Source organism: Scrofimicrobium canadense (assembly GCF_009696615.1).
Taxonomy (GTDB): Bacteria; Actinomycetota; Actinomycetes; order Actinomycetales; family Actinomycetaceae; genus Scrofimicrobium; species Scrofimicrobium canadense.
The window spans coordinates 71957-97674 of the sequence record NZ_VULO01000010.1 but is presented as its reverse complement, the minus strand read 5'-3'; the positions used below and the strand labels follow the sequence as shown (position 1 = coordinate 97674).

Here is a 25718-nt window from a genome sequence, read left to right as displayed (position 1 = left end):
GAACTTTCATGGAACTGAAAAAGTATCAAAAGCGTGTGATCAGTGATCTTTCGTCTTATCTTTCATTTCTCACTGAGACAGATTCTTTGTCTGAGGCATACCGAGAGTTCTGGGCGTCCAAGCAAGTCCCTGTCGGGTTTGACGGGATACCTGCGTATCAGAACATAATCGACCAAGTTCCCCACGTTTGTTACAAGGTTCCGACGGGAGGAGGTAAGACTCTGTTGGCTTGCGCATCTATCAAGCCGATTATCGACTCGCTGCCCACGGGAAAACCCAAAGCAGTTGTATGGCTGGTGCCCTCAGATGCGATCCTCACTCAGACGCTTGCCGCTCTGAAAGACCCTCATCACTTGTATCGGCAACAGTTGAACTTAGACTTCGGATCCCGAGTTGAGGTCTACTCCAAGGAAGAGTTGTTGGCCGGACAGAACTTTAGCCCAACGACTGTGACTGAGCAGCTTTCGGTGATGGTCTTGTCGTATGACTCGTTCCGGTCCAAAACGAAAGACGGTCGAAGAGCCTTTCAGGCCAATGGTGCCTTAGAGGCATTTCGTAGATTCTTTGGCATGCCTGACCTACCGATTGAAGGTGCCGATGAGGCTGCACTGTTTCAGGTGCTCAACCAGCTTGAACCGGTGGTAATCGTTGATGAGTCTCACCATGCACGCAGTGACCTGTCCAAGGAGATGTTGCGCAACTTCAACCCGTCTTTCGTTCTTGATCTGACAGCCACTCCAAAAGCAGAGTCGAACATCATTTCTTACGTTGACGCTTTGGCTTTGAAGGCTGAGAACATGGTGAAACTGCCGGTGGTGGTGTACAACAAGGCCACCCAGACCGACGTGATCATGGACGCGATAGATATTCGTCGTGTCTTGGAACGTGAAGCCGACGCGCAGCAAGCCGCAGGCGGAGACTATATTCGTCCGATTGTCTTGTTCCAAGCCCAACCACGCGCAGCGGCCGATGCCACCTCGTTTGAAAAGGTGCGCACGAAACTGGTGGAGGCGGGGGTACCTGAGGACCAGATTGCGATAAAGACTGCCGACGTCAACGAACTGAAAAATATTGATCTCCTTAGCTCTGAGTGCCCAATCCGATTCATCATTACCGTGAATGCTTTGAAGGAGGGGTGGGACTGTCCTTTCGCGTATGTCCTGGCCTCTCTTGCAAACAAAACCAGCGCAGTTGATGTTGAGCAGATTCTGGGCCGCATACTGCGCCAACCTCACACCAGACGCCATGCCAGTGGCCTATTGAACATGTCCTACGTGTTAACCTCTTCCAATGACTTCCAGGCAACTGTCGACAATGTAGTCTCCGGGTTGAACGCAGCAGGATTCACGTCCCGGGACTACCGCTTGGCAGATGAATTGCCGATCCCTGATGTATCACAAGTGCAAGAACCGCTTCTGACGCCTGCCGACATCGCAATCCAAGAACAGGAAATCGAAACTGGACAGAGCGAGGAAGAGCTTGCGAATTTCGATGTGAATGTCGTTGCACGCCGGATTGGGTCAAATGAGATGAGTGATATTCCTGAGACTGTGGAGGTCATGGTTCGGGCGGCCGAAGAGCTGAACGACGACTATGAGAACACAGCCCGAGCATCACTGGCTGCGGCAAGTCACAACGATCTACCAATCGATCTGGAGGATAAGGTGCCACACTACGGAATGCTGCCCTCATTTGAAGAAGAGGCACGCAAAATACGGATCCCTCAGTTCTACGTCCCGGTCTCTGATCTGCTCGCATCCATTGAATACGACGCCGGTTCACTGCTCTCCCCACCTGGACTCACCAGCGGATTCAGCCTGAAAGGGCGCGACTCCAACCTCGACATCAGTCACGCTACCGACCAAATAGAACTAGTTGACGTACGTGAAGACAATGCTGACACGCCAAAAGCATACAAAACCAATGCACGCCAACAGCAAGAAATACGTTCATATTTCGATTCCCTGCCTGAAGAAGGGCGGGTCCGTCAGGCTTGTGAACTAGTGATAGCAAGACTCGACAAACCTCGCTACGACTGTATTTCCACGTCCGACCTCAAAGACTATGTGACGAGGGTGGTGGAGAATCTGGACGGAGCCCAACTCAAGACCTTAGAGACCTCTCCGCTAGCAGTGGCAAACAAGGTTCGCGAACGTATCGACTCTTTCCTAACTGAATACCGTCTGGAGCAGTTCGAGAAACGGTTGGACGACGAGTCCATTCAAGTGCGATCTACGTACCAATTGCCTGCTTCAATTACGCTCAGTGCCCCCACGACTTCTGTTGGTGGTTCCCTGTATGAGGCTGAGGGCAGCATGAACACTCCGGAACGTGACCTGATTATGAGCGTCGCCGCACTAGACAACGTGGCATGGTGGCACCGGGTGAACGAAAAAGCCCCAGGCGAGTTCTACATCAACGGTCCGATTAATCACTACCCAGACTTCATTGTCTGCACCACCAAAGGCAAGATCATCATGGTTGAGTCCAAAGGTGAGCACCTAAAAAACGATGACTCACGCGCGAAGATCAAGCTCGGCGAAAAATGGGCCAACGCGGCGGGGCCGACATACCGCTACTACATGGTATTCAAAGATGGGGTAGACCCACTGCCCGGCGCATTTACCACCTCAGACTTCCTGGGACGCCTTGAAAACCTCTAGCCAGAGATCGCAGAATCAGTATGGCTTACTAAGCAATTGTGAATATTTGGTCCCCTTTCAGAGTGATTCTCAAAAGATGACGTCAATCACAGCGACTGGGTCCCAAACAAAACGACACTGGACTCAAGACCGAAAGAGTACTTGGGACCAGAAATAGAAATAGGAGGGCCGAATACAGTCGTTAAGTCACACCAGAGTAAAAGCATGCATTCTGGCCACAGGGCTCGAGAATCTGGTGTTCTATTGTGTTCACGATGGGAAAGAGAAAAGGACCTTCCATTGGCTTTTCAATGGAGAGTCCTGGTGCCCCCGCTGGGGCTCGAACCCAGGACAAACGGATTATGAGTCCGCTGCTCTAACCGACTGAGCTACAGGGGCAACGCCACTACTTTACCGGTCCTTCTTCTTCACACCAAAACCAATCCAGATAGACTTTGGTTATGGAACTTCCTTCACATGATCTCCGCGCTCCGTTTGCCGACACGGAAGAAGGTGATCGTCTTATTGCAGGACGGCACGCAATTTTTGTTGAACGTGACGGCAAAATCGTGGATGCAGGGATGTGGTATGAGGTGCAATATGCTCATTGGAACCACGAGACTCGCAAACTTGTTGTTGTGTGGGTCGAGCCGGATCGTCCAGGTATTACAAGAATCACAGCCGATAAAGAACCGAAAAATTTCCTCAAGCGCATGACATACAGCGTTGACCGAACGATTATCGGGTCAAGGTCGGTCACACTTCCATCAGGAACCACGCTCACTGCAACGGCCAGACGCCGTGCAGATGGAGAGATCTTTACGACCGTTCTTGCACGTGGAGAGGTATTACAGTCCGATGAGAATGTTGCGGATGCATTAGAGAAGCAGCTCCTAAAAGAGCTGAACGTGAGATAGGCGACGCTTCTAAACTTGCCGTCGCCTGCGGTTCCCCGCTACTATCGTTTGTGCGATCCCGCGTAGCTCAATGGCAGAGCATTCGACTGTTAATCGAACGGTTGTTGGTTCGAGTCCAACCGCGGGAGCGACGAAGATGGACCGGAATCCTCAGGGTTCCGGTCCATTTTGATTTTATCGAGGCGTGCTGGCACGAAGCATGGCGATTGCGGTTCTTTCTGCGCTTTGAATTGTCTAAGAATCCTAGCGGGAGTGAACCCGATACCCTTTTTCCCCCATCCTAACGATTTGGCATGTGCCGGTGCCGCACACCACTACGTGCGGAGCCTCATCACCTCCCGCACATGGAAATACAGCGAGGGGATCCGATACGTCGCTAGGATCCCAAGAGTCGGGACGTGATCGGTCCGGCAGGTTCCTCAAAGAGCCAGAAAGAATAGTGGTGAGCCAGCGACGTGGAAATAGAACCGGATTCATTGGTCGAGCAAAGGCTGCGGATGGTTGTGGAGTGCTCAATTCTCAACTGGCACTTGTACATAGGAGGACACCTTAGCCAAGTGGAGCCGATGGAAGCTGTGCAAGGTGACTCTATAGGCGTGCTTGCAGCCGTTAGTACCGGTAGTGAGGTTCTTCGTGCAGATGTTCCGCATAATCACCATCTCAGAGATGTTCTCCCGCAAGACAGGCCTGGAGGCGGATATAGGATGATTCCATCACAATGGAAGATGGGGAATGCTTTCGTGTTCTTCCCTTTTAATGAATCATATTCTGTGTGGTCGACATACGATTGTGACGCCAACTTCTTGGGTTGGTATGTGAATCTAGAAATGCACTCATTTTTGTGACGGTGCAGTCATAGTCATAGACCATGAGCCTGATGTCATCGTTGATCAAAATCACCGCGTTATTGTTAAAGACAAAGAGTCTTTCGAGGAAAAAATCGGTGTGCCTGGATACTGGGAAGAAGAGCAAGCGAATGAGATTCTTACTATTGCCAAGAGCATAGCAGCCCGCGCCTTGGCTGGTGCCAGTCCATTCGAACAACCAATGCCGCAATTTCCTGCAACGCTCGCCGCAACTCGTAAACTGGGGGAGGTGATATTGCCTGCTACTTTGCAACAGATTTCTGAGAACAACGAGCATTAGGTTATGGTTCTGCTGGCTATCCGTAGGACTATTACGAAACGAATGTGGGCTAGGGAAGCTTGGAATATTGGTCCTCACCGTTGCAGTGTTTGCACGAATTGGTTTGCCCATGCTAAGTCGATCATTCTTGATGGCCACCATTGGCGAGGACTAGACGGCTCGCCAATAGTCTCTGTCCTGATGGCGGGTCAGGATATGTCATCAGCAAAGAGCGACAGGACTGAAAGGGATGCCATCCCAACAACGGATGCGAAAAGAAGACCAAATAGCTGGAAACCATGTTTCATAGCAGATTGAGGGGCGGGATTAGTTGATGATTTCATGTTGTTCCTAGTGCGTATTCGAAAGGTATGGAGGGCTTCGAAAGTAGTTGAAGTTGTAATGCTCCCCCCACCTGGTGGAGTCATGTAGGGGGAGTTGCGAGTGGCATGTCGAAATAGCGCGGGATTTTACTTGGCTTTCGACTGATACTTATGAAAAGCCCTTAAACCTGCGCCCAATACGAATAAAGAGACCGAGAACCCTCCGAGAAGCCAGGTTCCGGAACTCCCGGTTTTTGCGAGGGCCGGTGGTGGGGGTGGTGTGCCGATGGTGAGTGTCTCGTCTGGGTCACCACAGGTTCCTTGAGAGACTATGACGCCTTCGGGGTTGCGTGTGGTTTCTACGAATGTGTAAACACCAGCCTTATCAGTGGTGTATTTGTTGGTGGTGTACTTGGTGGTGCCTTCAACGAGGTTGACTGGGTCTGCACTCCAGAGTGGGTCACCCTGGCAGGTGAGGTTGTCTTGGTGGTCGGCCCAGTACAAATCCACAGTGGTGGTGCTACCTACTGGGTAGGGCCAGGGTGTCACGGCAGGGTCAGTGACATCATGGCCGTCAGGACTCTTCCAGCCGGCGTTGAGGGTGTCCCAGATTTCATCTCCGACCATGGGGTTGTCTGCGCCAGCAACAGCTGTTGTGCTGATGTGTGGCTCATACGGGATCACTGTGGTGGTTTCTGAGGGGACACCGCACGTGCCTGTGTGGATTATGCTGCCGTCTGGCCCGTAGAGGGTTTCCATCCAATACACCACGCCAGGCTTGTCCACGGTGGTTGTTGGCGAGTCGTAGTAGCCAGCACCACTGACAGCGATGGGGTCAGAGGTGAAGAACGGTGCTTCACACGAGGGTGTTTCATCTTCGGGTTGTGGCCCAAAAGCCTCAAACACAAGAGTTGATCCTTCTTCAACGTCTCCCATCACTAAAGCAGTGTCACCAAAGGGTTCACCAACCATGACATCCTTTTGTGCCTGGGTAGCAACCGTAGGAGGCACTGGCGTTTGGCCTGGTACGTGGAAGCGTTCAAGAATGTCATTGAAAGGACTGTGGAAACTGTTGACGCGGTCGTCGCCCTCGAAATGGTAGACGAACACGTAGTCGTGTCCTGGATTGAAGCTGGTGATCGGATTGTTGTCGTCGTAGCCAATATTGAACACACCGTTGACTGCTTCGACGGTGGTTTCCCAGTGAATCTGAGCGTGTGGAGGAATCTCCTCGTCCTGGTTTGCCCAGTCTGTGTCGGGGCCAGCGTCGTAGACAACAACGCGTGCTTCTTTGACGTCGGCCATCCAATAGTCGTCGCCCTCATAGGTACCATGATCACCAGGCAAATTAGAAATGTTCACCGTGTCGAATGCTCGCCCGTCCACGTGTACGTTGTACTCACGGGCCATGGAAGAATGCTCAATATTCCACGGAACAACTGTGGTTTCGGCATGGATCATGAAATCATCACGGAAAGACGTGGCCCATAGGTCAGGGTTTGTCTGCGTGTCCTTATCGATCTGCCACACCCACGTGTATACGCCGCTTGTGTCTGCACTCCATGGGACGGACTTGGTTTGCCCGTTGGCGGTGAACTCAAGGTCGGCCGTGCCAGCTACCGGCGCACTCGCAGGCACAGTAGAGGATTGAGGAAGCGGCGTGCTGAACGGCCCATACCTGGTGCCTTTCGCTTTCAACGTGGCACCCGTAGGCCATTTCTCGCCCTCTTTCAGGTGAATGGTCACCATGTCTGAGGTTTCCACCCCCGCTTCTACGCGCTTATCTGATGCTTTGGTTGTGATAGTTGGGGTCACCTGCATGACCGTGGTTTCACTGGCCAGTCCCCACTGATACGTAGCGTCCCCGTGGAAATACTGCCGCCATTTCTCTGGTTGGGCGTTCTTCTCAAACCGTGTTTTCGCAACAAAATAGCCGCCACGACCATCCGTGGGTACTGTGATTTTCTGATCGCCAGCACCATTAAACGTTGACGACACTGAGCCGACTTTGACCGCATCGGCCGGAACCTCATCACTAACTGTGGGGGCTACAGAACCCGCGTAGTACACATCCGTCGTTACAGTTGCGGGAACGGGTTTACCATCAACCTGTGTCCAGGTGCCGTCCCCATACGAGGAGTCAGCCTTCATAGAAATCGTATCCACAAAATCCGACCCAGCAGCAACAAACTTTGATGTCACCACAGACGACACCACCGGCTGAAAATCAAAAACCAAATCAAACGGACGCCCTTCACCCGGCAACCATGCAGGATTGCCTGGTTGCATGGTGAGGGTTGTTTGTGTGCCTAGGCGTTCACGAAGCATGATACCAACCCAGTTGGGGAAGAATTCATACTTAGCATGTGCCGTTCCGTTGCCGGTTGAATGCCCTGAAAGGGTGAGGCCAGAAGACGTCGTTCCACTGTAAGTCTGCGAACCGTTGTCAAAGACCGCGGGGCCGGTGAGTGTCACCTTGAAAGGAATGCCATCAACCCAGGCTCCGCTTTCAGATTTCACGCCAAAACTTGATAGTGTGAAACCCATTTTTGACGGGGTAACGGTGACATCATCGACTTTAACTGCCACCACAGCTGATGTGCGTGCTTCGTTGATGAGTTCTTTAGCTCGATTACTGATAGCAGGTGCATGGTTGAGAACATCTCCCACCAGCGCGCCAGCGTGCGCCCGGCCTGCCCCTGTTTCATAGAGGCCGTGAACCAGCCACGAGATAGCGGCGCGTGTTTCCGCATTGTTTTCCTGATGATTCTTGAAAATGTACCCCATCTGCGCAGGGGTAATCGTCCAGTAATCGTTTTGAAAACCCTGTACTGGGTTCGGCGTGGGGTTCAGAAGAATATCCCCAGGCCCGGTAGGGGAAAGTGAATCTAAGTTAGTGCACCACTCCAACCCATTCCCCGTTGTCTGGGCGCCAAGCCAGTGCCAGGTTGCGTTCCCAATCTGCCGATTCCACTCATAGCCCACACCAGTGCGAGGCGCACCATCAGCCTGGATTGGCCCTACAATCGGCGACAAAGCCCTAGTCAACGGCCCATCTGGAGAAAACAGAGGCAAGCTCTCATCAACCTCATCGACCATGTCAGAGCCAGACGTTTCTAAACTCGAGTGCTGGCTGGATGGCAGGTGATGGCCACCAGATTGTTGGTGGTTAGATGCAGAAGTGGTGGAAGGAGGAGATTCCGAGATCTCGGCACTAATGGCTTCAGCGTTTGTTATCGCGGGTAATCCAAGTAGCGCCAGCAATAGAGAGATGAGTAGTAAAGAACCCCTCTTTTGCCGTGGATATGTTTTGCTATATGTCACCTATCGTCACCTCAATCAGTGGCACGGGGTACGTGCCTGCATGCTGGATTAAAGGAACACAGAAGTTCCTTCAACTGGAAAACTAGGAGTGCATACAACTTTCGCTTTACGCAACATTGTTATGTATCAAGTTGTAAAGATACTTGCAGATCACGAGGGCTATGTGATGGTAGACACATTGGTTCTAGTTGGTAGACAATGCGTAAATAAGAGGTGTGTGTCAAACAAAGTTACGATGAAGAAGAAGGTGCTATGGCGAGGATCACTTTGTTATCCTCACGGTGGTCGGCGACTCCGTAAAGAGGAAAATCATCTAACCTAAAACACGATAACTTCTCGGTGATTTTTGTTGGCAAAAGTGACAGAAGCGGTGATGTGTTGGTGAATCCGTTTGAGAGATTACTGATCTCAGCAGAAGCATTATGGGCGCAACGCTCAGTTAAACTCGCTCCTGAACCGCCGGGAGAGCGATGTGGAGTTTCTGGATTATCCCAGCCCGGGAGGCCCCTCCATCTGGTTGCTGTCGGTGATTCTTTAGTTGCAGGCAGCGGCGTTGATCATCAATCTGAAGCACTGACGCCACTACTCGCCGGTCTAATCGCGCAGACCGTCGGCGCGCCAGTGAAATGGGAAACTCGAGCACAATTGGGAGCAACAATAAGGCGGGTACGGTACAGATATTTGCCCGAGGTGACCGGGAAGCCCGATTACCTTTTCATATGTGCGGGAACGAACGATATTATGGCTCGGCGTTCGATACAGGAGTGGTGCGACGACCTTTCTGCGACACTTGATGAGGCGCTCACCAGAGGACAGAAAGTGTTTGTGTGCAGCTCAGGACAGCCGCACAATTCTCCAGCATTACCCAAGGCGCTCCGTGAAGCATTGGGGCGGCAGATTGATGCACAAACTGAAGCGAGCATAGAAATATGTAGAGAAAGAGGAGTGCCTTTTACCAATGTTTCACGGGCACCCCTGCCAGAAGGTTTCTGGGCTACTGACGGGTTCCATCCCAGTCGCATAGGATATGAATTCGCTGCCAAGATGCTCGTCGACTCGCTCTTCCCACAGAAGAATCAATAGTCTAGTTGAGAAGGCTACTGCTTTACTGGTGCCCCATCAGGTTCTGCATCGGGGCACTTGTTGATCATTACCACCATTGTGGTCATCGCCAAAGCTAATCCGGCAATGCCAATGAGGACTAGTAGTGTGCTTTGCGCGGCTCCTGCTGATCCAAATAATAACGATGTCGCAAGGAATGCGATTAGTAACAGAACAAGGACAGCAATAGAGATACGATGATTTCGCTGTGCTCGTTGGAGACGAGTTCTAACTTCTGCCATGAATTCTCATCCTTCGGTCATGCCGGGAGTTACCTTAGGTACCTCTCCTACGCGATTCCATGTTCTCACATCGTCGATGAGAAATTCACGCGCCAACGATCGAAGTCTCGAGTCGGGAGACTCAATAAGAGTGAGATCGGTCCCTACCAATTGGGTCATAAACTCGCCCGAATCGGATGTTGAAGGCATACAACGAATACTGCGAGAATCGCTCTGAACTGCCTCAACAAGCTTTTGGCTGCGTTCAATGAGACTCATGCGCAGCGTGGTTTCGATATCAGAATGCTGCCGAACCAGGGATGAACGGCCCAACGCTGTGGTCAAGCAGTCATATTCGAATAGGGCCTTTTCTCCTATAGAGTCCTCTACATCGGACTGAGCCCTATGCATTTCATTCGCCTCGACACCAGACTGACTGATTTCAGTGGGGCTGACAGAGGTTGCCAACGCCTCCTTGGGGAGGTTTTCAACAGCCTCGTTTACATCAACATCATAGAGTTTTGCTAGCGTCAGTGCCGATGCAATGCGTCCTGCCAATAGTGACGAGAGAGTGGATGCATCTGGTGAGCCATAAGTAACAATGTCATTGAGCTGCGCAACCGCGCTGCCCATCATGTATCCCACAAGGCCTTTGGGAGTGGTAGGAGCTTCTCCAACGTCTGCAGGATGCGGAAGAAACTGACCACTTTGCTGCCCTTCCCACGGCTCCCACATCCCTCCTGAGACGGTTAGTCGTGTTTGCGCATCGTCAGCGACTTCGGAAAGCATCGTTGCGCAGTCAGCGCATTGCGTCGCTATTTCAGCCATGTCGCGTGCGGAGAGTGCAATAGCTTCTTCTGAGCGAGCAATGTCGTCGCGGATTGACTGCTCCTGGTTGAGTTTTGGGAGCTCAGGAAGATTGGGGGTGGCCCCGGGCATACTTTCTGCGTGCATGAAAGTAGCGCAGCCACCGAGCAACAGACTTCCAAGCACCAACAATCTCAGCAGACGTTGTTTTTCCATAGTCAAATCATCGCACGTTGTGTAGATAGTGATTACCGCTAGCCAGACGGCTACCATGGAATGAGTTAAGGAGGGGCGATGGAATTAGAAAAGATCCCGCAACGCGTGACGGACGTCCTTGCACCGGTTGGCGCTATAGGGGCTGTAGTTGAACTAGTGAAATACGACATTCGGACTCAACCACCCACATTGCAGGTAACTGTTGACAGAACAGAAGGAACAGAATCTCTCAATTTGGATGAGATTGGGGAGATTTCTAGGCTTATTGGTGAGCTTCTCGATAATGAGGATGATCTCATTGAGCAAGAATATGTGTTAGAAGTATCAACTCCGGGGGCCGAATCTCCCTTGACGCAGAGGCGCCACTATGAGCGCAATATCGGTAGGAAGCTCAAGGTGAAACTGGTTTCCGGTGAGACACTGGAAGGGACTCTTGAGTCGGCTTCCGCAACGTCTTTCACTTTGGCGACGGACAAGGGTTTACGCTATTTTGACTATTCTGATGTCAAACGTGCAAAACCCCGCGTACAGTTCCGCTAGGAGACTTCAATGGAAATTGATATGGCCGTATTGCGGATGGTCGAGCAGGAAAAAGGCGTAAGCCTCAATACCCTGGTCGATGCCATCGAAGAGGCCCTCTTGCGGGCGTACCATAATCTACCTGGGGCAATTGACCAGGCTCGCATCGAAATTGATCGCAAAACGGGTAAAGCGACTGTTTGGGCTGTTGATGAGGACGACGAAGGCAACCCGATCGGTGAGTTCGATGACACGCCGTCGAATTTTGGTCGTATCGCTACTGCAACGGCTCGGTCGATTATTGCCCAGCGCCTGCGTGATGCAGAGGATAATCGCGTTCTCGGCACCTATTCAGACAAAGAAGGGACCGTCGTCACTGGTGTTGTTCAACAGAGTCGCGATGGGGTGACAACAGTTGTCAAGCTAGGCGACGATTTTGAAGCTGTCATACCTGAGGGCGAAAAGGTTCCTGGCGAACGATACGAACATGGCGACCGTATCCGTGCGTATGTTGTCAGTGTGGAGCGTGGAGAAAAAGGACCTCGCATTATTCTTTCACGCACCCACCCGGGCCTAGTGCAAGGCCTTTTCGAAAAGGAAGTCCCTGAGATTCAGGAGGGCCTGGTAGAGATTAAGGCGGTGGCCAGAGAAGCTGGACATCGAACAAAAATCGCTGTTGCAGCCAAACGTGATGGAGTGAAGGCGAAAGGTGCGTGCATCGGTCCCATGGGGGGACGGGTGCGAAACGTGATGGCTGAACTGGGCGGAGAGAAGATCGACATAGTCGACTGGTCCGCTGATTCAAGCAAATTTGTTGCCAATGCTCTTTCTCCGGCGAGAGTCTCGCGGGTAGTAGTGCATTCTGAAGACAACAAGACAGCAACCGCGGTCGTACCGGACTTTCAGCTTTCTTTAGCAATCGGGAAAGAGGGACAAAACGCACGGCTAGCTGCGCGGCTCACCGGTTTCCATATTGACATTCATTCTGATACGGCCGAGGGGGGAGAGGCAGAGACTTCTCGCTCGTCCATGGCGGACGTGACCATTAGCTCAGATTCTGAGTCTTGGGACACCTTGGACCTGGACTAGGATAGAGGGGTATTCGTCTTCTCGACTGATTGGCGGCAGATGTGAGTCATATGTCCATCCGCACATGTGTGGGTTGTGGGCAACGTGCTTCACGAGAGCAGCTTTTTCGGTTGGTTCTGGCAGAAACAGGAAGATTGGTAGTTGACTATCAGACTTCTCTACACGGTAGAGGGGCGTGGTTACATCCCGATCCTTCCTGTCTGCGCGGCATGGTGAAATCGCCAGGCCGTCTCAACAGGACGCTACGCGCGGATGGCCCCATTGATACGGGGACTCTGCAACTGGAAGAAGTCGAAACTGGACCGAGACCAAGAAAGAGCGGGTTGGAAGCTGATGGGCACCCGATGAGTACCCAGCGATGAGCTGCCAGCAGTATTAGGCGTTCGTCTCCTGTGAGGCGAACCGAACAGGAGAATTGTGGCTAAACTACGGGTCCATGAGCTTGCGAAAGAGCTCGGGATTACAAGCAAGGATTTACTTGCTTATTTGAAAGAAAAAGGTGAGTTCGTCAAGGCAGCGTCCTCGACGATTGAGGCACCTATTGTGCGACAGGTTCGCGAAGATCTTGGCAATAAGGCTGAGGCAAATCCGGCAAAAGATAAAGAAAAGACTTCAACGCCCAAACCGGCTTCGTCACCAAAGACATCTGTACCTTCTCCGAAACCGACTCCGGCTTCGACTGTGACAGAGGCAAAGAGCAAACCTGCAGAGACTAAACCTGGTATACCGACACCTGGACCAACTCCAGCACGACCAGCTCCGAAACCAGGAATGCCTGGTCCGCGTCGTCCTGCTCCCAAACCACCTAAACCAGGGTCTCCAGAGCCACCAAAAGCTACCGCACCAAAGCCAGCTAGCCCTGCTCCTCGACCCTCTGCGCCAAGGCCGGGACCGCGCCCCGGTGGTCCGCGTCCTGGTAACAACCCCTATGCGTCAACGCAAGGTATGCCTCGCCCCGGTGGCGGTGCAGGTCCTAGACCTCCAAGGGGTCGCGGTGGACAAGGTCAAGGGCAAGGATCGTCAGGCGGAAGGGGTTCTCGTCCTAATCCAGGAATGATGCCTGGATCGGCAAGTTTCACGCGTGATTCAGCTCCAGCGCGCGGTGGTGGGCAAGGCCAGCGTGGCGGTAACGGCGGTGGCCGTGGTCGCGGCGGTGGAAATCGCTCAGGAGGCGCACCCGGTGTCCAGCAAATGCCTGGCGCTTTTGCTGGGCCACCCCGTGGTGGCCGTGGTGGCACTCGTGGCTCTGCTCCAGGGGCATTTGGCCGTGGAGGCGGACCAAGAGGCGGTAAGGGGCGTAAATCAAAGCGCGCCAAACGCCAAGAATTTGAAGAGCAGTCAGCGCCAGCTATTGGCGGCGTGTCAATTCCTCGCGGTAACGGACAAGAAGTGCGTATTCGACAGGGTGCGTCGCTGGCCGATTTTGCTGACAAAATCAATGTCAATCCCGCCGCTCTGGTGACCGTTCTTTTCCACCTTGGTGAAATGGCTACTGCTACGCAGTCTCTCGATCAGGGGACCTTCGAAGCTCTAGGCGCCGAGCTCGGCTACCAGATTTCTGTCGTGTCACCAGAAGATGAAGACCGCGAGCTTCTGGAATCGTTCGACATTGACTTAGATGCTGAAGAGCGCTCCGATGCGGATTCGTTGATGCCACGTCCTCCTGTTGTCACTGTGATGGGACACGTCGACCACGGTAAGACGAAGCTACTCGATGCCATTCGCAGCACCGACGTTGTCGAGTCTGAACATGGTGGTATTACGCAGCACATTGGTGCATACCAGGTGAAGGTGGACCATGATGGCACGCCACGTGCAGTGACCTTCATTGATACACCTGGTCACGAAGCTTTTACAGCGATGCGTGCTCGCGGAACTAAGGTTACCGATATCGCGATATTGGTTGTTGCAGCAGATGACGGAGTGATGCCACAGACAGTTGAGGCAATCAACCATGCTCAGGCAGCTGACGTTCCTATCGTGGTAGCTGTCAACAAGGTCGATAAAGAAGAAGCCAATCCAGACAAGATTCGCGGACAACTCACCGAATACGGTTTGGTTCCTGAAGAATACGGCGGAGACGTGATGTTTGTTGACGTGTCTGCAAAGAACCGTCAGGGTATGCCTGAACTACTGGAAGCTGTTCTACTTACCGCTGATGCAGCTCTCGATTTGAGTGCGAATCCCAATACCGAGGCACGCGGGGTCGCTATTGAAGCAAATCTCGACAGAGGACGTGGCGCTGTTGCAACTATGTTGGTTGAGCGCGGCACCCTTCACGTTGGAGATGCGGTAGTGGTCGGATCAGCTCACGGTCGTGTGCGTGCTATGTTCGATGAAAATGGCCGCAATGTTGAGGAAGCAACTCCTTCACGTCCCGTGCAGGTTTTGGGCTTGACTTCGGTTCCTCGTGCTGGCGACTCTTTCCTCGTTGCTAGCGATGATCGCACGGCTCGGCAAATCGCCGATAAGCGTGCAGCAGCTGAGCGTCAAGCACAACTTGCAGCTAGACGCGGGACGACTCTTGAGGACTTCAACAGGATGCTGGAAGAGGGCAAAGTCGATACTCTCAACCTCATCATTAAAGGTGACGTTTCGGGTGCTGTCGAAGCACTGGAGGATTCACTACTCAAAATTGATGTCGGAGAAGACGTGCAATTGCGTGTTATTCACCGAGGAGTTGGGGCAGTTACTCAAAACGATGTCAATCTGGCAACAGTTGATAACGCAGTTATCATCGCATTCAATGTCCGTCCTGCAGAGAGAGTGCAAGAACTTGCTAACTCTGAAGGCGTAGAAATCAAGTACTACACGGTAATCTACCGAGCACTTGAAGACATTGAACAAGCGATGAAGGGTATGCTCAAGCCCATCTATGAAGACATTGACCAGGGCTCCGCGGAGATCCGTCAGGTCTTCCGTTCCGGCAAGTTCGGAAACATTGCGGGTTCAATCGTTCGCAAGGGCACCATTAAGCGGGGAGCGAAAGCCCGTCTGGTTCGTGATGGAGTGGTGTTGGCCGATAACCTCACCATCGAGTCGTTGCGACGTGAGAAGGACGACGTGACTGAGGTCCGTGAAGGCTTTGAATGCGGTATTACTCTAGGATTCAAAGATATTCGTGAGGGCGACGTTATCGAGACTTGGGAAATTGTAGAAAAGGCAAGGGACTAGATTCATGGCCGACGATGCTCGCGTTCGCCGTGTCGCAGAGAATATCCGCGGCACAGTGACTCGTGCTCTTGAACGTAGCGTAAAGGATCCGCGCCTCGGTTTTGTGACAATTACCGAGGTGCGGGTCACCCGCGACCTGCAACATGCGACGGTGTTTTACACGGTTCTCGGCGATGAAAACTCTGCTAGGGACACGGCAAAGGCCCTGCGCTCAGCTACGGGTTTGATTCGCTCAGAGGTGGGTCGTTCACTCGGAACCAGGCTGACGCCGACGCTCACTTTTGAAGCTGACGCAATTCCTGAAGCTGCCGCATCGATTGAAGACAAACTTCGGGAAGCTCGAGAGCGTGACGCTGAGATCGCTCGAGAACGTGAAGGCAAGAAGTTTGCTGGCGGTGCTGACCCCTACCGCAAGGATGATGAAGACGAATAGCGAACCCAGAGGCTTACTTCTTGTTGACAAGCCAAAAGGCCTGACCAGTCATGATGTGGTAGCTCGGACGCGGTGTCGTCTAGCAACGCGCAAGGTTGGGCATGCCGGAACGCTTGACCCAATGGCAACGGGTTTATTGGTTTTAGGCATAGGGCGGGGAACTAAACTCTTGAGTTTGGCAGTTGGCTTGGACAAAGAGTACAAGGCAACGATTCGGTTAGGGGCATCAACCACAACTGATGACGCAGAGGGCGAGATCTTAGATTCACCAGGCTGTAATTCAATACCAGATCTGGAAGCGGTGCTAGCTAGGTACCGTGGTGACATCGAGCAAATACCTTCCTCAGTCTCGGCGATAAAAGTCGACGGAAAACGTGCTTATGCTCGGGTACGAGCTGGCGAGGTCGTTCAGCTTAAAGCCAGGCCCGTGACTGTGAGCGCTCTTGACATAGTCGGAGAACCTCGCCTTGTTGAGGGATACCTCGATCTTGATGTGAGAGTTCGGTGTTCTTCAGGAACCTATATTCGCGCTTTGGCTCGGGATATTGGTAATGACCTAGGCGTCGGGGGACACCTCACGGCTCTACGACGTACTGCGGTGGGACCGTGGAGAATTGAACAAGCCAGTGAAGAACTACGTAGTCTGGAGCAAGCATGCGTAGATTTGGTTCCCCAGGCATGCAGTGTTGATGGTAAAGAAGCACTGCAATTTCGTCATGGGGGTGTCCAGTTCTCTCATGGCTTAGTATCCGACGGAAATAGTATGGCCAGCGTAAAGTTGGAAACGAAGGTTTTAGGAATCGTCGGTGCCTTACACGGTAAGATAAAGGCGTTATTTATAATAGACCCAGCTTGAGGAGGAAAAATGAGTGGGTGCGGATGCGGCAACTGTGGTTGCGGTGGAGAAGGAAAGAAAAAGGGTCGTGAAGGTCAGCCTGTGGACGATGAGGGCCGGACAAATCTTGGACTACGCGCTGAGTAGTCAGATATCGAGACCTTAGGTATTACCAGTTTTCAAGAGGAGCGGTTCGCGTGGAGATCTGGACCGCCGTCCAGCAGATTCCTTCGTCGCTGCAATCAGTAGTGACGATTGGAAACTTTGATGGGATGCACCGAGGGCACACTAGAGTGTTGGCAGCCTGCGTTGATAGAGCTCATCGCAGGGACGTCTCAAGTGTCGCAGTTACTTTTGATCCCCATCCGCGGGTAGTACACCATCCAGAGAGCGAACTCGCGCTGATAATGCCGTTGGCCGATCGCCTTGATGCGATTGCTGTTACTGGGGTTGATGCAGTTCTTGTTGCCCGGTATGACCGGTCCCTCTATTCACTGAGCGCTGAAGAGTTCGCAGTAAAATACCTCGTTGATGCGTTGGGGGCTCGCGAGGTCGTTGTCGGAGAGGATTTTCGCTTCGGTAGGGGAAATGAAGGCGATATCGAGACATTGCGGATGTTGGGCAAACGCTATGACTTCGATGTGGTCATGGTTTCAGATATTCAAGGTCCTGACGGAAAGAGATGGTCTTCTTCGTGGGTTCGCCAGTGTTTAGCTGCAGGTGACGTTGAAGAAGCTGCCTACATTTTGGGTCGTGATCCGCGTCTGACAGGAATAGTTGAACACGGGCACAAACGAGGTCGTCTATTGGGATTTCCTACTGCTAATGTGGCAGTTTCTGAGGGGGTAATGATCCCTGCAGACGGCGTGTATGCAGGCTGGCTTATCAGAGACTTTGCTGGCGGACAGGCGTTCTTGCCAGCAGCGATTTCAATAGGTATGAATCCACAGTTTTCTGGCGATACCCGTACAGTCGAGGCACATGTTCTCGGTCGAACCGACTTGGATTTGTACGGAGAGACCGTAACTTTGGCTTTGGTGAAGCGATTGCGCGGGATGCTCAAGTTTAGTTCGGTAGAAGAGCTTCTAGAGCAAATGGATGCAGATCTTTTAGCGACAGCTCTCGCACTTGGAGTGAAAAAGGCTGGACGTGCTCCTATCGGAGCCGTCACTGCGGGTGAAGAACAGTAATTGTGACACATATGTGCTGGTGATAGCATCACCAGTCGAGTCAATGTATGCTAATTCCATTCCCAGCAGGGAGTCAATGAGCTAGAATCCAACACCAATACCGGGGGGCGGACGCCAACACCGCCCCCCGGACTAATTTTTACGTTTGCCCTTTACCGGGGTAGTCTTCCGTTTTTCCGCAGAGTCTCTCTTAGAATCATTTCGATTTGAGCATTAATGCTGCGTAGATCGTCAGCAGCCCATGTAGCAAGAGCCTGGTAGATCAATGGATCTAAGCGCAAAGGAATCTGCTTGCGTGGTGCTTTAGCCATACAGAGTGCCTGAATTTACTACCGGCGTTGCTGGCTGTTCGGAACATAAAACAACGAGGAGGTTGGACACCATATGAGCGCGGCGCTCATCATCCATCTCCACGACATTTTCCTTCTCAAGCCGTGCTAACGCATCCTGAACCATGGTAACTGAGCCTTCAACGATCTTCTCTCGCGCCGCTATTACAGCTGCTGCCTGCTGGCGACGCAGCATTGCTTGAGCAATTTCAGGAGCATATGCAAGACTTGAAATTCGCACTTCGATGATTTCCAAACCGGCGATTGCGATCCGATCAGCCACCTCACGAGCTAGCTCATCAGAGACTTCTTCAGTGCCGCCTCGTAAGGAAATCTCTCCGGCATCAGCGCCATCATAGGGGTGGGTTGATGCTACATGACGCAAAGCTGACTCGGATTGTGTGTGGACGAATTCTTCGTAGTCTTCTACTGCGAATGCGGCTTTTGCGGTATCTGCTACTCTCCAGACGACGATCGCTGCGATATTGACTGGGTTGCCGTCAGCATCGTTGACTTTGAGCTCATTTGTCTCGAAGTTGTGGACGCGGGCTGAGACTTTCACTCCATTTGAAAATGGCATGACGATTGACAATCCAGTATTACGCACCGTGCCTATATACCGTCCAAAGAACTGCCTGACAGATGTCATGCCGGGACTCACTATTACTAACGATGTCCACGCAAAGATTGCAAGTAACCACCCCAGTATTCCGGCAGCTAGAAGAAATCCTCCCACGCTTTTGCCGCCATCTAACTGCATAATTCCGATGATGAAAGCCCAGGTAGATAGGCCTATAAGTACGAATGACAACGCCAATGAGAGATAAGCTAGTCCACCAGAAATGGACCAAGCCCTACTCTCTTCTATCGTGGGTACAGATGGTCGCATAGTGACTCCGTTTGATATGAAAGTGATATCACTCTAGCATCATTAGTGTTTTCTACCAATATCTGTGGAGAATTCTAGAAGAGTGCGATCGGTGACGGGGCAGGGAAGATCCCATCGAGTTCCGTCAAATCTTTGGCTGACGGAATCCAATCTGCGGCTAGAGCATTTTCAGTGACCTGATCGGGGCTAGTAGCGCCAGCGATGACTGAAGGAATCACTGGGTTAGCTGCGAGCCATGAAAATGCGACTTGTATTTCGGTAAGGTTCCTTTCGCGGGCGAAATCTCCGAATTGGCGCAGCTGGTCCATATTGGTGGTCTTGAGTAGGTGCTGTCGTGTGCGAGTGAGTCGTGACCCAGCAGGTGCTACTCCTGAGCTGTATTTTCCTGTGAGTAACCCGTTAGCTAGCGGAAAATAGGGGAGAACTCCCAGGCCATACTGGCGGGCAGCGGGAATTACTTCTAGCTCAGCTCGGCGGTCTAGCAGATTGTAATGGTTTTGTGCGCTAATGAACGGAACCACATTATTGTCACTGGCAATGTGTGCTGCTTGAGATATTTGCCATCCGGCTCGGTTCGAATGGCCAATATAGCGGACTTTACCGGACTTCACTAAGACATCAAGAGCGCTGAGTGTTTCTTCTATAGGGGTGCTAGGGTCAGGAGTGTGGAATTGGTAGAGGTCTATCCAATCTGTTTCGAGACGTCTGAGGGATGCTTCGACCGCTTGGATAATGTACTTGCGTGATCCACGGGCCCCAAAGTCCGGACCATTGGCCCCAGCAACATCCATGCCAAATTTTGTCGCTACAACAACCTTGTCTCGATCGTGACCCAAGGCTTTTCCCAAGAGTGTCTCGGATAGTCCTGGTTCTTTTCCGTAGTTGTCGGCGGTGTCAAAAAGAGTGATTCCTGCGTCTAGCGCGGCCCGGACAACGTCTAGAGCGCCATCATAGTGTTCGGTACGCGTCCCGGAACGCCCTAGGTTATTGCAGCCCAGCCCCACTTTTGAGACGCGAAGACCAGAGTTTCCTACATTTCTTAGCTCCATGATCTCAACCCTAGATGATCGTCCGAACCTTTTCGTGTGTTCAAGACGATTAGGTTGGGTCTTTGTGAGGTAGCTGACAGTACATATTATGGATGTCCCTGTGAGGTCACCATCATGCGGGCACTCTTTGACCGAGCTATAGAAAATCGCTACTCTCGAAACGTGCCAAATAAAGGTGACCTTCTCTACGAAGGCAAAGCAAAGCGTCTTTTTCACACCGACCAAGAAGCGGTCCTCTGGGTCGAATATATGGATCAAGCTACAGCTTTTAATGGCGAGAAGAAAGACTTGATCGGTGGCAAGGGAAACCTGAATAACAAGATCAGCTCTCTCATCTTCCAATGGTTGACGTCTCAAGGAATCCCCAACCATTTGATTGAGACGCTGTCTGATTCAGAACAACTTGTACGTCAGGTGCAGATAGTTCCTCTCGAAGTTGTTGTCCGCAATGTCGCAGCTGGAAGTATCTCACAGCGATTAGGGATCCCAGAGGGGAGGCGGCTTCCCCGTACAGTCATCGAGTTGTATTACAAAGACGACGCCTTGGGTGATCCACTCATCAACGATGACCATATTGCGATGCTTGACCTTGCTTCGCCTGAAGAACTAGCACAGATTCGTGAGCAAGCATTACAGGTGAACCACTCTCTTATTGAGCTGTTCGGTGAAGTTGGAATCCAGTTGGTGGATTTCAAGCTGGAATTTGGGCGGGATACTCAAGGGCATATTCTTCTGTCTGATGAAGTTTCTCCAGATACCTGTCGTCTATGGGATGCCCAGACTGGTGAACACTTAGATAAGGATGTCTATCGGAGGGACTTGGGTGACTTGGTTCCTGTCTATGAAAAGGTCTATGCGCGTTTGAAAGAGAAACTAGGCCAGTGACATTTTCAGATGAAAGCAGCCTCAATGAGGAATGTGGCGTTTTTGGAATTTGGGGTCATCGCGAAGCTGCACGACTTACATATTTTGGTCTGCGCGCACTGCAGCATCGCGGACAAGAGGGCGCAGGAATCGTTGCGAATAACCATGGGGTCCTCAAGGGACACCGCGGCCTTGGACTTGTTTCCCAAGTGTTCAAACAGGAAGCTCAGCTAGAACGCTTACGCGGTGAGGCTGCTATCGGACATGTGCGATACGCTACCGCTGGAACCAGCAGCGTAGACAATGTGCAGCCGTTACTTTTTCGATTTGCAGATGAGTCTGTTGGCTTAGCCCACAACGGCAACCTCACCAACGCATATAGTTTGCGGAAAAAATTAGAATCTCAAGGCGGAATCTTCCACTCTGATTCCGATACAGAGATACTCATGCATCTGATCCGCCGCAGCCATCGAGACACTTTTGAAGAACAACTCAAAGAAGCACTCAATACAGTACATGGTGGGTTTGCATATATCCTTTTGACGAAGGATGCAATGTATGCAGCGCTAGATCCCAACGGATTTAGACCATTGGCAATGGGCAAAACCGCGTCTGGGGCGATAGTTATAGCATCTGAAACTTGTGCTCTTGACACCGTGGGTGCGGAATTTATTCGCGACATCAAACCTGGAGAGCTCGTCGTCGTCAACGACGATGGTTACCGCGTTGAACATTTCACGTGGGATACTCAGCCTGCTATCTGCTCTATGGAGTTTATTTACTTTGCGCGTCCCGACTCGAATATTGCTGGAGTCAACGTCCATGCAGCCAGAAAATCTATGGGTGCGCGCTTGGCTGAGGAAGCACCAGTCGATGCCGACATGGTGATTGGGGTGCCAAACTCCTCAATTTCTGCGGCATCGGGTTATGCCGAGGCATCGGGACTACCCAATGAACTGGGGCTGGTCAAGAATCAGTATGTGGCCCGCACTTTTATCCAACCCACACAGGAGCTACGCGAACAGGGGGTTCGCATGAAGCTATCTCCCGTGAGAGGTGTTATTGCTGGTAAACGCGTGGTAATGGTTGATGACTCGATTGTTCGAGGAACAACGTGTCGCCGTATTGTCAGTCTGCTTAAAGAAGCTGGCGCCGCAGAAGTACACGTTCGGATCGCCTCTCCACCACTGAAATATCCATGTTTTTATGGCATCGACATTCAAAAACGGGAAGAACTGATTGCGGGCAATCACACCGTTGACGAGATTCGCCAGATTATTGGGGCCGACTCACTTGAATACCTTTCGGAAGAAGGGCTCGTTGATGCGATCGGCTTGGGACTAGATGCCCCATATCAGGGTCTGTGTATGGCCTACTTTAACGGAGACTATCCGACCCCCCTCTACGATTACGAAGAGGAATACCGCAAGTCATTGGCCAACTCGGCCGTCTAGAGGAGAGCCCCCATGGCAAATGCATATTCACGAGCTGGTGTCGATGTCGAGGCAGGATATGAAGTAGTGCGGCGGATTTCTTCGCATGCGACTCGTACCAAGCGTCTTGGTGTGATGGGATCTCTGGGCGGGTTTGGTGGTTGTTTTGATCTTTCACAGTTTGACCTAAAAGAACCGGTGCTGGTTTCTGGTACTGATGGTGTCGGCACCAAGCTCCTTGTGGCCCATTTGGCCCAGATTCACAACACCATTGGAATCGACTGTGTTGCCATGTGTGTCAACGACATTATTGCTCAGGGGGCCGAGCCACTATATTTCCTTGATTACATTGCGTGCGGAAAGAATGATCCACTTGTCCTGGAACAGGTCGTTACGGGAGTAGCAGACGGGTGTGTGCAGGCTGGAGCCGCACTTATCGGTGGCGAGACGGCTGAAATGCCGGGGATGTACTCGCCTGACGAATACGATCTCGCGGGTTTCGCCGTCGGGCTGGCTGAAAAATCAGATCTCGTGACTGGCGAGGATATCTCAGCTGGACACGTTTTGATTGGTTTGCCTTCAACAGGCGTGCACTCTAACGGATTCTCGTTGGTGCGCAACATTATTTTTGACCAAGCTGGGTTGCATGTAGATTCGCCTTTCTGCGGGAAGACGGTGGCAGAGGTATTGCTGGAGCCCACGCGGATCTACGTGAATGCTCTACTTCCTCTTGTCAAGGATCACCTTATTGACGGAATTTCTCATATCACCGGTGGTGGTTTCGTAGAAAATCTTCCCCGAATGTTACCTGATGGTGTCGCCGCCAAGGTTGAGATTGGTTCGTGGCCAGTGTTAGAGGTATTCGCACAATTACAGGGTCTCGGTAATGTACCAGAGAAGGAAATGTACGAAATCTTCAATATGGGAGTGGGAATGGTATTAGCGGTTGCTCCTGAGAAACTTGAAAGGGTTCAGCAGTCACTTACCTCACGAGAGGAACCTTTCTTCGTTATCGGGCAGGTGATCAATCACGATAGCGAACGGGTTGTGTTGTGCGACTAGCAGTATTTGCTTCAGGACAAGGCACCAATCTTGAAGCTATAGCTGCACGGCTACCGGTATCGTTAGTTTTTTCTGATCGCGCGCAGGCCCGAGCACTTACTATTCTTGAGTCGGTACCGTCGCGCACTTTTAAGCCAATGGACTTCACCAGTCGTGAAGACTATGAAGAAGCCTTAGCCGCTTTGGTAGAAGAGTTTGCTATAGATATCGTGGCATTGGCCGGTTATATGAGAGTGGTTGGGCGGCCTCTCTTACAGGCACTTCCAGGGCGCATCGTCAACATCCATCCCTCATTATTGCCCGCCTTTCCTGGAAGAGATGCGATCACACAGGCATTCGAGGCGAAGGTAGCCGAAACCGGCGTTACGATCCATTACGTAGATGAGGGAATCGATACCGGGCCTATTATTGCTCAAGAGAAGGTTCCGATGCAGGACAGCCTTGATGCATTGGAAAATGCTATTCATAGCGTCGAGCACCGACTCTATCCGGAAGTATTGGCTCAGATCATGGAGGAAAATACGTGAAAGCCGCAGTAATCATGGGATCGAGTTCCGACTGGGAAACGATGAAGCATGCATGCGTAGCATTAGAAGAGCTGGGTGTTGAAGTTGAAAAGAGCGTGATCTCAGCCCACCGCACTCCCGATCTTATGTTCGCTTTTGCCCAGGATGCACGTGAGAACGGTATTGGTGTGATTATTGCTGGGGCAGGAGGGGCCGCACATTTGCCCGGTATGGTTGCCGCAAAAACAACTCTTCCGGTCATTGGCGTACCGGTCCAGAGTCGCGCTCTCAATGGTCTTGATTCTTTGTTGTCCATTGTGCAGATGCCAGCTGGAGTCCCCGTTGCCACAGTGGCTATCGGCAAAGCTGGAGCAACAAACGCAGGTCTCCTAGCCGCAGAAATTCTTGCTGTCACCGATGCTTCCTTGGCCCAACGACTGCATGACCGCCGACAAAACGCTGCGAAAGTGGCGGAAGAAAGTAGTAGTCAACTTGTCTAAGTACATCGCTCCAGGTTCAAGAATCGGAATTGTCGGTGGGGGACAGCTGGGCCAAATGATGGCCGCCTCGGCTGTGGAAATGGGCTACCGCGTATCAGTGCTTGATCCGACAGAAGGGTGCCCCGCGTCTTTAGTAGCCGAGCACATAGTTGCACATTACGACGATGCCGATGCTCTCAAGAAGTTAGCTAACCAATGTGATGTTCTCACTTATGAGTTTGAAAATGTCTCAGCCGACACTCTTGAAAGTGCCGGAGGGTATTTCCCTCAAGGGGCGAAGGCCCTGACCATCAGTCAGGATCGTCTTTTTGAAAAGGCTTTTCTTACGGAGGCGGGTGTGCCGGTGGCACCGTACCGACAGGTCGACTCGATTAGTTCGCTTGAAGAAGCAATTGAAGAGCTCGGCTATCCATGTGTCGTAAAAACCACTCGCGGAGGATACGACGGTAAAGGGCAAGTCGTCGTAAGAGCTGATGAGGACCGTGAAAAGGCCCAAGAGTTATTATCGGTGTCCTGTGTGATTGAGAAATGGATTCCATTTGAGCGCGAGATATCTGTCGTGGTTGCCGGCGATCAATATGGAAACTACCGGTGTTTCCCCATTGGGGAAAATGAGCACCATCATAATATTCTCCACAGTACAACGGTCCCAGCGCATATAAGCACCCAGGTTGAGACTCGAGCTCTAGATATCGCACGTGCCATCGCCGAGAATCTGACTCTGGTAGGTGTAATGGGGGTAGAGATGTTTGTGACCCCCGAAGAAGAGCTTTTTGTCAACGAGCTGGCACCTCGTCCCCATAATTCAGGGCATTATACGATTGAAGCCTGTGACTTCAGCCAGTTCGATGCGCACATTCGAGGAATCTGTGGGTGGGAAATCGGAGAACCACAGTTACTTTCCTCGGCTACTATGATTAATATATTGGGACAGGACATGGACGAGGTGGTGCAGATGATTCCTACGCAGGCTCAGTGGCACGTTCACCTCTATGGGAAGAACAGAGCACAGGAAAACAGAAAAATGGGGCACATCACCACATTGGAGATGTGAGGGGAATAGCCGATACTGGGGTGTTTATTTCAATGGCGAGAGAACACCCCAGTATCGCTTTTCAGATGTGAAACGTGGTCGGGCTTCTGAAAATGCTCATAAAGCTGATGCCGTGC

Annotated in this window: 24 protein-coding genes and 2 tRNA genes; 18 read left to right on the top strand and 8 right to left on the bottom strand. The window is 51.8% G+C overall.

Features of this window, described 5'->3' with window-relative positions:
• Positions 1-8: 8 nt before the first annotated feature.
• Entirely contained in the window at positions 9-2663 is a 2655-nt protein-coding gene (locus FYJ24_RS09070) for a DEAD/DEAH box helicase (protein ID WP_154545662.1), read from the top strand.
• A gap of 301 nt (positions 2664-2964) precedes the next feature.
• On the opposite strand, the gene FYJ24_RS09065 is transcribed toward FYJ24_RS09070, so the two are convergent.
• Positions 2965-3041: transfer RNA gene (locus FYJ24_RS09065), tRNA-Ile, on the bottom strand.
• A gap of 62 nt (positions 3042-3103) precedes the next feature.
• Between FYJ24_RS09065 and FYJ24_RS09060 the strand changes: the two genes are divergently transcribed.
• The 3 genes from FYJ24_RS09060 (at position 3104) to FYJ24_RS12650 (ending at position 4705) form a co-directional block, all read left to right on the top strand.
• The gene (locus FYJ24_RS09060) at positions 3104-3559 is read left to right on the top strand and encodes a hypothetical protein (protein WP_154545660.1); all 456 of its coding nucleotides are present in this window, start codon (positions 3104-3106) and stop codon (positions 3557-3559) included.
• A 56-nt stretch (positions 3560-3615) separates the two neighbouring features.
• Positions 3616-3687: transfer RNA gene (locus FYJ24_RS09055), tRNA-Asn, on the top strand.
• Positions 3688-4504: 817 nt separating this feature from the next.
• Positions 4505-4705 (top strand): hypothetical protein, encoded by a 201-nt coding sequence (locus FYJ24_RS12650; RefSeq protein ID WP_206192615.1) that lies wholly within the window; start codon positions 4505-4507, stop codon positions 4703-4705.
• A 188-nt stretch (positions 4706-4893) separates the two neighbouring features.
• Here the strand turns inward: FYJ24_RS12650 and FYJ24_RS13185 are convergent, their stop codons facing one another.
• Together FYJ24_RS13185 and FYJ24_RS09045 are read right to left on the bottom strand one after the other, a co-directional pair.
• Positions 4894-5028 (bottom strand): hypothetical protein, encoded by a 135-nt coding sequence (locus tag FYJ24_RS13185; protein ID WP_263970227.1) that lies wholly within the window; start codon positions 5026-5028, stop codon positions 4894-4896.
• 126 nt (positions 5029-5154) lie between these two features.
• Complete coding sequence (locus FYJ24_RS09045) at positions 5155-8331, bottom strand: hypothetical protein (RefSeq protein WP_154545656.1); 3177 nt, start codon at positions 8329-8331, stop codon at positions 5155-5157.
• 375 nt (positions 8332-8706) lie between these two features.
• Between FYJ24_RS09045 and FYJ24_RS09040 the strand changes: the two genes are divergently transcribed.
• The gene (locus FYJ24_RS09040; RefSeq protein ID WP_318656622.1) at positions 8707-9414 is read left to right on the top strand and encodes an SGNH/GDSL hydrolase family protein; all 708 of its coding nucleotides are present in this window, start codon (positions 8707-8709) and stop codon (positions 9412-9414) included.
• 14 nt (positions 9415-9428) lie between these two features.
• Here the strand turns inward: FYJ24_RS09040 and FYJ24_RS09035 are convergent, their stop codons facing one another.
• Both FYJ24_RS09035 and FYJ24_RS09030 read right to left on the bottom strand, forming a co-directional pair.
• The gene (locus tag FYJ24_RS09035) at positions 9429-9674 is read right to left on the bottom strand and encodes a hypothetical protein (protein WP_154545654.1); all 246 of its coding nucleotides are present in this window, start codon (positions 9672-9674) and stop codon (positions 9429-9431) included.
• Positions 9675-9680: 6 nt separating this feature from the next.
• Positions 9681-10676: a hypothetical protein gene (locus tag FYJ24_RS09030; RefSeq protein ID WP_154545652.1), complete on the bottom strand. Its 996-nt coding sequence runs from the start codon at positions 10674-10676 to the stop codon at positions 9681-9683.
• Positions 10677-10754: 78 nt separating this feature from the next.
• Between FYJ24_RS09030 and FYJ24_RS09025 the strand changes: the two genes are divergently transcribed.
• The 7 genes from FYJ24_RS09025 to FYJ24_RS08995 all read left to right on the top strand — a co-directional run bounded on the left by FYJ24_RS09025 (position 10755) and on the right by FYJ24_RS08995 (position 17916).
• Positions 10755-11216 carry a ribosome maturation factor RimP gene (locus FYJ24_RS09025; RefSeq protein ID WP_154545650.1) on the top strand — a complete coding sequence of 154 codons (462 nt, stop codon included), beginning with the start codon at positions 10755-10757 and terminating at the stop codon, positions 11214-11216.
• Positions 11217-11225: 9 nt separating this feature from the next.
• On the top strand, positions 11226-12284 hold the full coding sequence (gene nusA, locus FYJ24_RS09020) for a transcription termination factor NusA (protein WP_154545648.1): 1059 nt from the start codon (positions 11226-11228) through the stop codon (positions 12282-12284).
• A 50-nt stretch (positions 12285-12334) separates the two neighbouring features.
• A complete protein-coding gene (locus tag FYJ24_RS09015; RefSeq protein WP_154545727.1) occupies positions 12335-12646 on the top strand; it encodes a YlxR family protein in 312 nt (103 codons plus the stop codon).
• Positions 12647-12701: 55 nt separating this feature from the next.
• On the top strand, positions 12702-15458 hold the full coding sequence (gene infB, locus FYJ24_RS09010) for a translation initiation factor IF-2 (protein ID WP_318656621.1): 2757 nt from the start codon (positions 12702-12704) through the stop codon (positions 15456-15458).
• Between the two features lie 4 nt (positions 15459-15462).
• Complete coding sequence (gene rbfA, locus FYJ24_RS09005) at positions 15463-15891, top strand: 30S ribosome-binding factor RbfA (protein ID WP_154545646.1); 429 nt, start codon at positions 15463-15465, stop codon at positions 15889-15891.
• The gene (gene truB / locus FYJ24_RS09000; RefSeq protein WP_154545644.1) at positions 15875-16747 is read left to right on the top strand and encodes a tRNA pseudouridine(55) synthase TruB; all 873 of its coding nucleotides are present in this window, start codon (positions 15875-15877) and stop codon (positions 16745-16747) included. The genes rbfA and truB overlap by 17 nt, the downstream gene beginning before the upstream one ends.
• Before the next feature lie 176 nt (positions 16748-16923).
• On the top strand, positions 16924-17916 hold the full coding sequence (locus FYJ24_RS08995; protein ID WP_318656620.1) for a bifunctional riboflavin kinase/FAD synthetase: 993 nt from the start codon (positions 16924-16926) through the stop codon (positions 17914-17916).
• A gap of 152 nt (positions 17917-18068) precedes the next feature.
• On the opposite strand, the gene FYJ24_RS12645 is transcribed toward FYJ24_RS08995, so the two are convergent.
• The 3 genes from FYJ24_RS12645 to FYJ24_RS08985 form a co-directional block, all read right to left on the bottom strand.
• The gene (locus FYJ24_RS12645) at positions 18069-18227 is read right to left on the bottom strand and encodes a hypothetical protein (protein ID WP_206192614.1); all 159 of its coding nucleotides are present in this window, start codon (positions 18225-18227) and stop codon (positions 18069-18071) included.
• On the bottom strand, positions 18220-19134 hold the full coding sequence (locus tag FYJ24_RS08990; protein WP_154545642.1) for an SPFH domain-containing protein: 915 nt from the start codon (positions 19132-19134) through the stop codon (positions 18220-18222). Before FYJ24_RS08990 ends, FYJ24_RS12645 begins: the two co-directional genes overlap by 8 nt.
• Before the next feature lie 74 nt (positions 19135-19208).
• On the bottom strand, positions 19209-20183 hold the full coding sequence (locus tag FYJ24_RS08985) for an aldo/keto reductase (RefSeq protein WP_154545640.1): 975 nt from the start codon (positions 20181-20183) through the stop codon (positions 19209-19211).
• 162 nt (positions 20184-20345) lie between these two features.
• Between FYJ24_RS08985 and purC the strand changes: the two genes are divergently transcribed.
• The 6 genes from purC to purK are packed head-to-tail and all read left to right on the top strand — an operon-like array spanning position 20346 to position 25602.
• A complete protein-coding gene (gene purC, locus FYJ24_RS08980; RefSeq protein ID WP_318656619.1) occupies positions 20346-21068 on the top strand; it encodes a phosphoribosylaminoimidazolesuccinocarboxamide synthase in 723 nt (240 codons plus the stop codon).
• Complete coding sequence (gene purF, locus FYJ24_RS08975) at positions 21065-22501, top strand: amidophosphoribosyltransferase (RefSeq protein ID WP_318656618.1); 1437 nt, start codon at positions 21065-21067, stop codon at positions 22499-22501. Before purC ends, purF begins: the two co-directional genes overlap by 4 nt.
• Before the next feature lie 12 nt (positions 22502-22513).
• Positions 22514-23542, top strand: a complete 1029-nt coding sequence (gene purM, locus FYJ24_RS08970) for a phosphoribosylformylglycinamidine cyclo-ligase (RefSeq protein ID WP_154545636.1) — start codon at positions 22514-22516, stop codon at positions 23540-23542.
• Complete coding sequence (gene purN / locus FYJ24_RS08965) at positions 23533-24069, top strand: phosphoribosylglycinamide formyltransferase (RefSeq protein WP_318656617.1); 537 nt, start codon at positions 23533-23535, stop codon at positions 24067-24069. The genes purM and purN overlap by 10 nt, the downstream gene beginning before the upstream one ends.
• On the top strand, positions 24066-24548 hold the full coding sequence (gene purE / locus FYJ24_RS08960) for a 5-(carboxyamino)imidazole ribonucleotide mutase (protein ID WP_450097630.1): 483 nt from the start codon (positions 24066-24068) through the stop codon (positions 24546-24548). The genes purN and purE overlap by 4 nt, the downstream gene beginning before the upstream one ends.
• A complete protein-coding gene (gene purK, locus FYJ24_RS08955) occupies positions 24541-25602 on the top strand; it encodes a 5-(carboxyamino)imidazole ribonucleotide synthase (RefSeq protein ID WP_154545634.1) in 1062 nt (353 codons plus the stop codon). The genes purE and purK overlap by 8 nt, the downstream gene beginning before the upstream one ends.
• The last annotated feature ends 116 nt before the right edge of the window (positions 25603-25718 follow it).

Coding starts and splice junctions, on each gene's coding strand:
- purM (WP_154545636.1), top strand. CDS start 22,514: ATGGCAAATGCATATTCACGAGCTGGTGTCGATGTCGAGGCAGGATAT.
- rbfA (WP_154545646.1), top strand. CDS start 15,463: ATGGCCGACGATGCTCGCGTTCGCCGTGTCGCAGAGAATATCCGCGGC.
- truB (WP_154545644.1), top strand. CDS start 15,875: ATGATGAAGACGAATAGCGAACCCAGAGGCTTACTTCTTGTTGACAAG.
- FYJ24_RS09015 (WP_154545727.1), top strand. CDS start 12,335: ATGTCCATCCGCACATGTGTGGGTTGTGGGCAACGTGCTTCACGAGAG.
- FYJ24_RS09030 (WP_154545652.1), bottom strand. CDS start 10,676: ATGGAAAAACAACGTCTGCTGAGATTGTTGGTGCTTGGAAGTCTGTTG.
- nusA (WP_154545648.1), top strand. CDS start 11,226: ATGGAAATTGATATGGCCGTATTGCGGATGGTCGAGCAGGAAAAAGGC.
- FYJ24_RS12645 (WP_206192614.1), bottom strand. CDS start 18,227: ATGGCTAAAGCACCACGCAAGCAGATTCCTTTGCGCTTAGATCCATTG.
- FYJ24_RS09070 (WP_154545662.1), top strand. CDS start 9: ATGGAACTGAAAAAGTATCAAAAGCGTGTGATCAGTGATCTTTCGTCT.
- FYJ24_RS08990 (WP_154545642.1), bottom strand. CDS start 19,134: ATGCGACCATCTGTACCCACGATAGAAGAGAGTAGGGCTTGGTCCATT.
- FYJ24_RS13185 (WP_263970227.1), bottom strand. CDS start 5,028: ATGAAATCATCAACTAATCCCGCCCCTCAATCTGCTATGAAACATGGT.
- FYJ24_RS09060 (WP_154545660.1), top strand. CDS start 3,104: ATGGAACTTCCTTCACATGATCTCCGCGCTCCGTTTGCCGACACGGAA.
- FYJ24_RS08985 (WP_154545640.1), bottom strand. CDS start 20,183: ATGGAGCTAAGAAATGTAGGAAACTCTGGTCTTCGCGTCTCAAAAGTG.
- FYJ24_RS09025 (WP_154545650.1), top strand. CDS start 10,755: ATGGAATTAGAAAAGATCCCGCAACGCGTGACGGACGTCCTTGCACCG.
- FYJ24_RS09035 (WP_154545654.1), bottom strand. CDS start 9,674: ATGGCAGAAGTTAGAACTCGTCTCCAACGAGCACAGCGAAATCATCGT.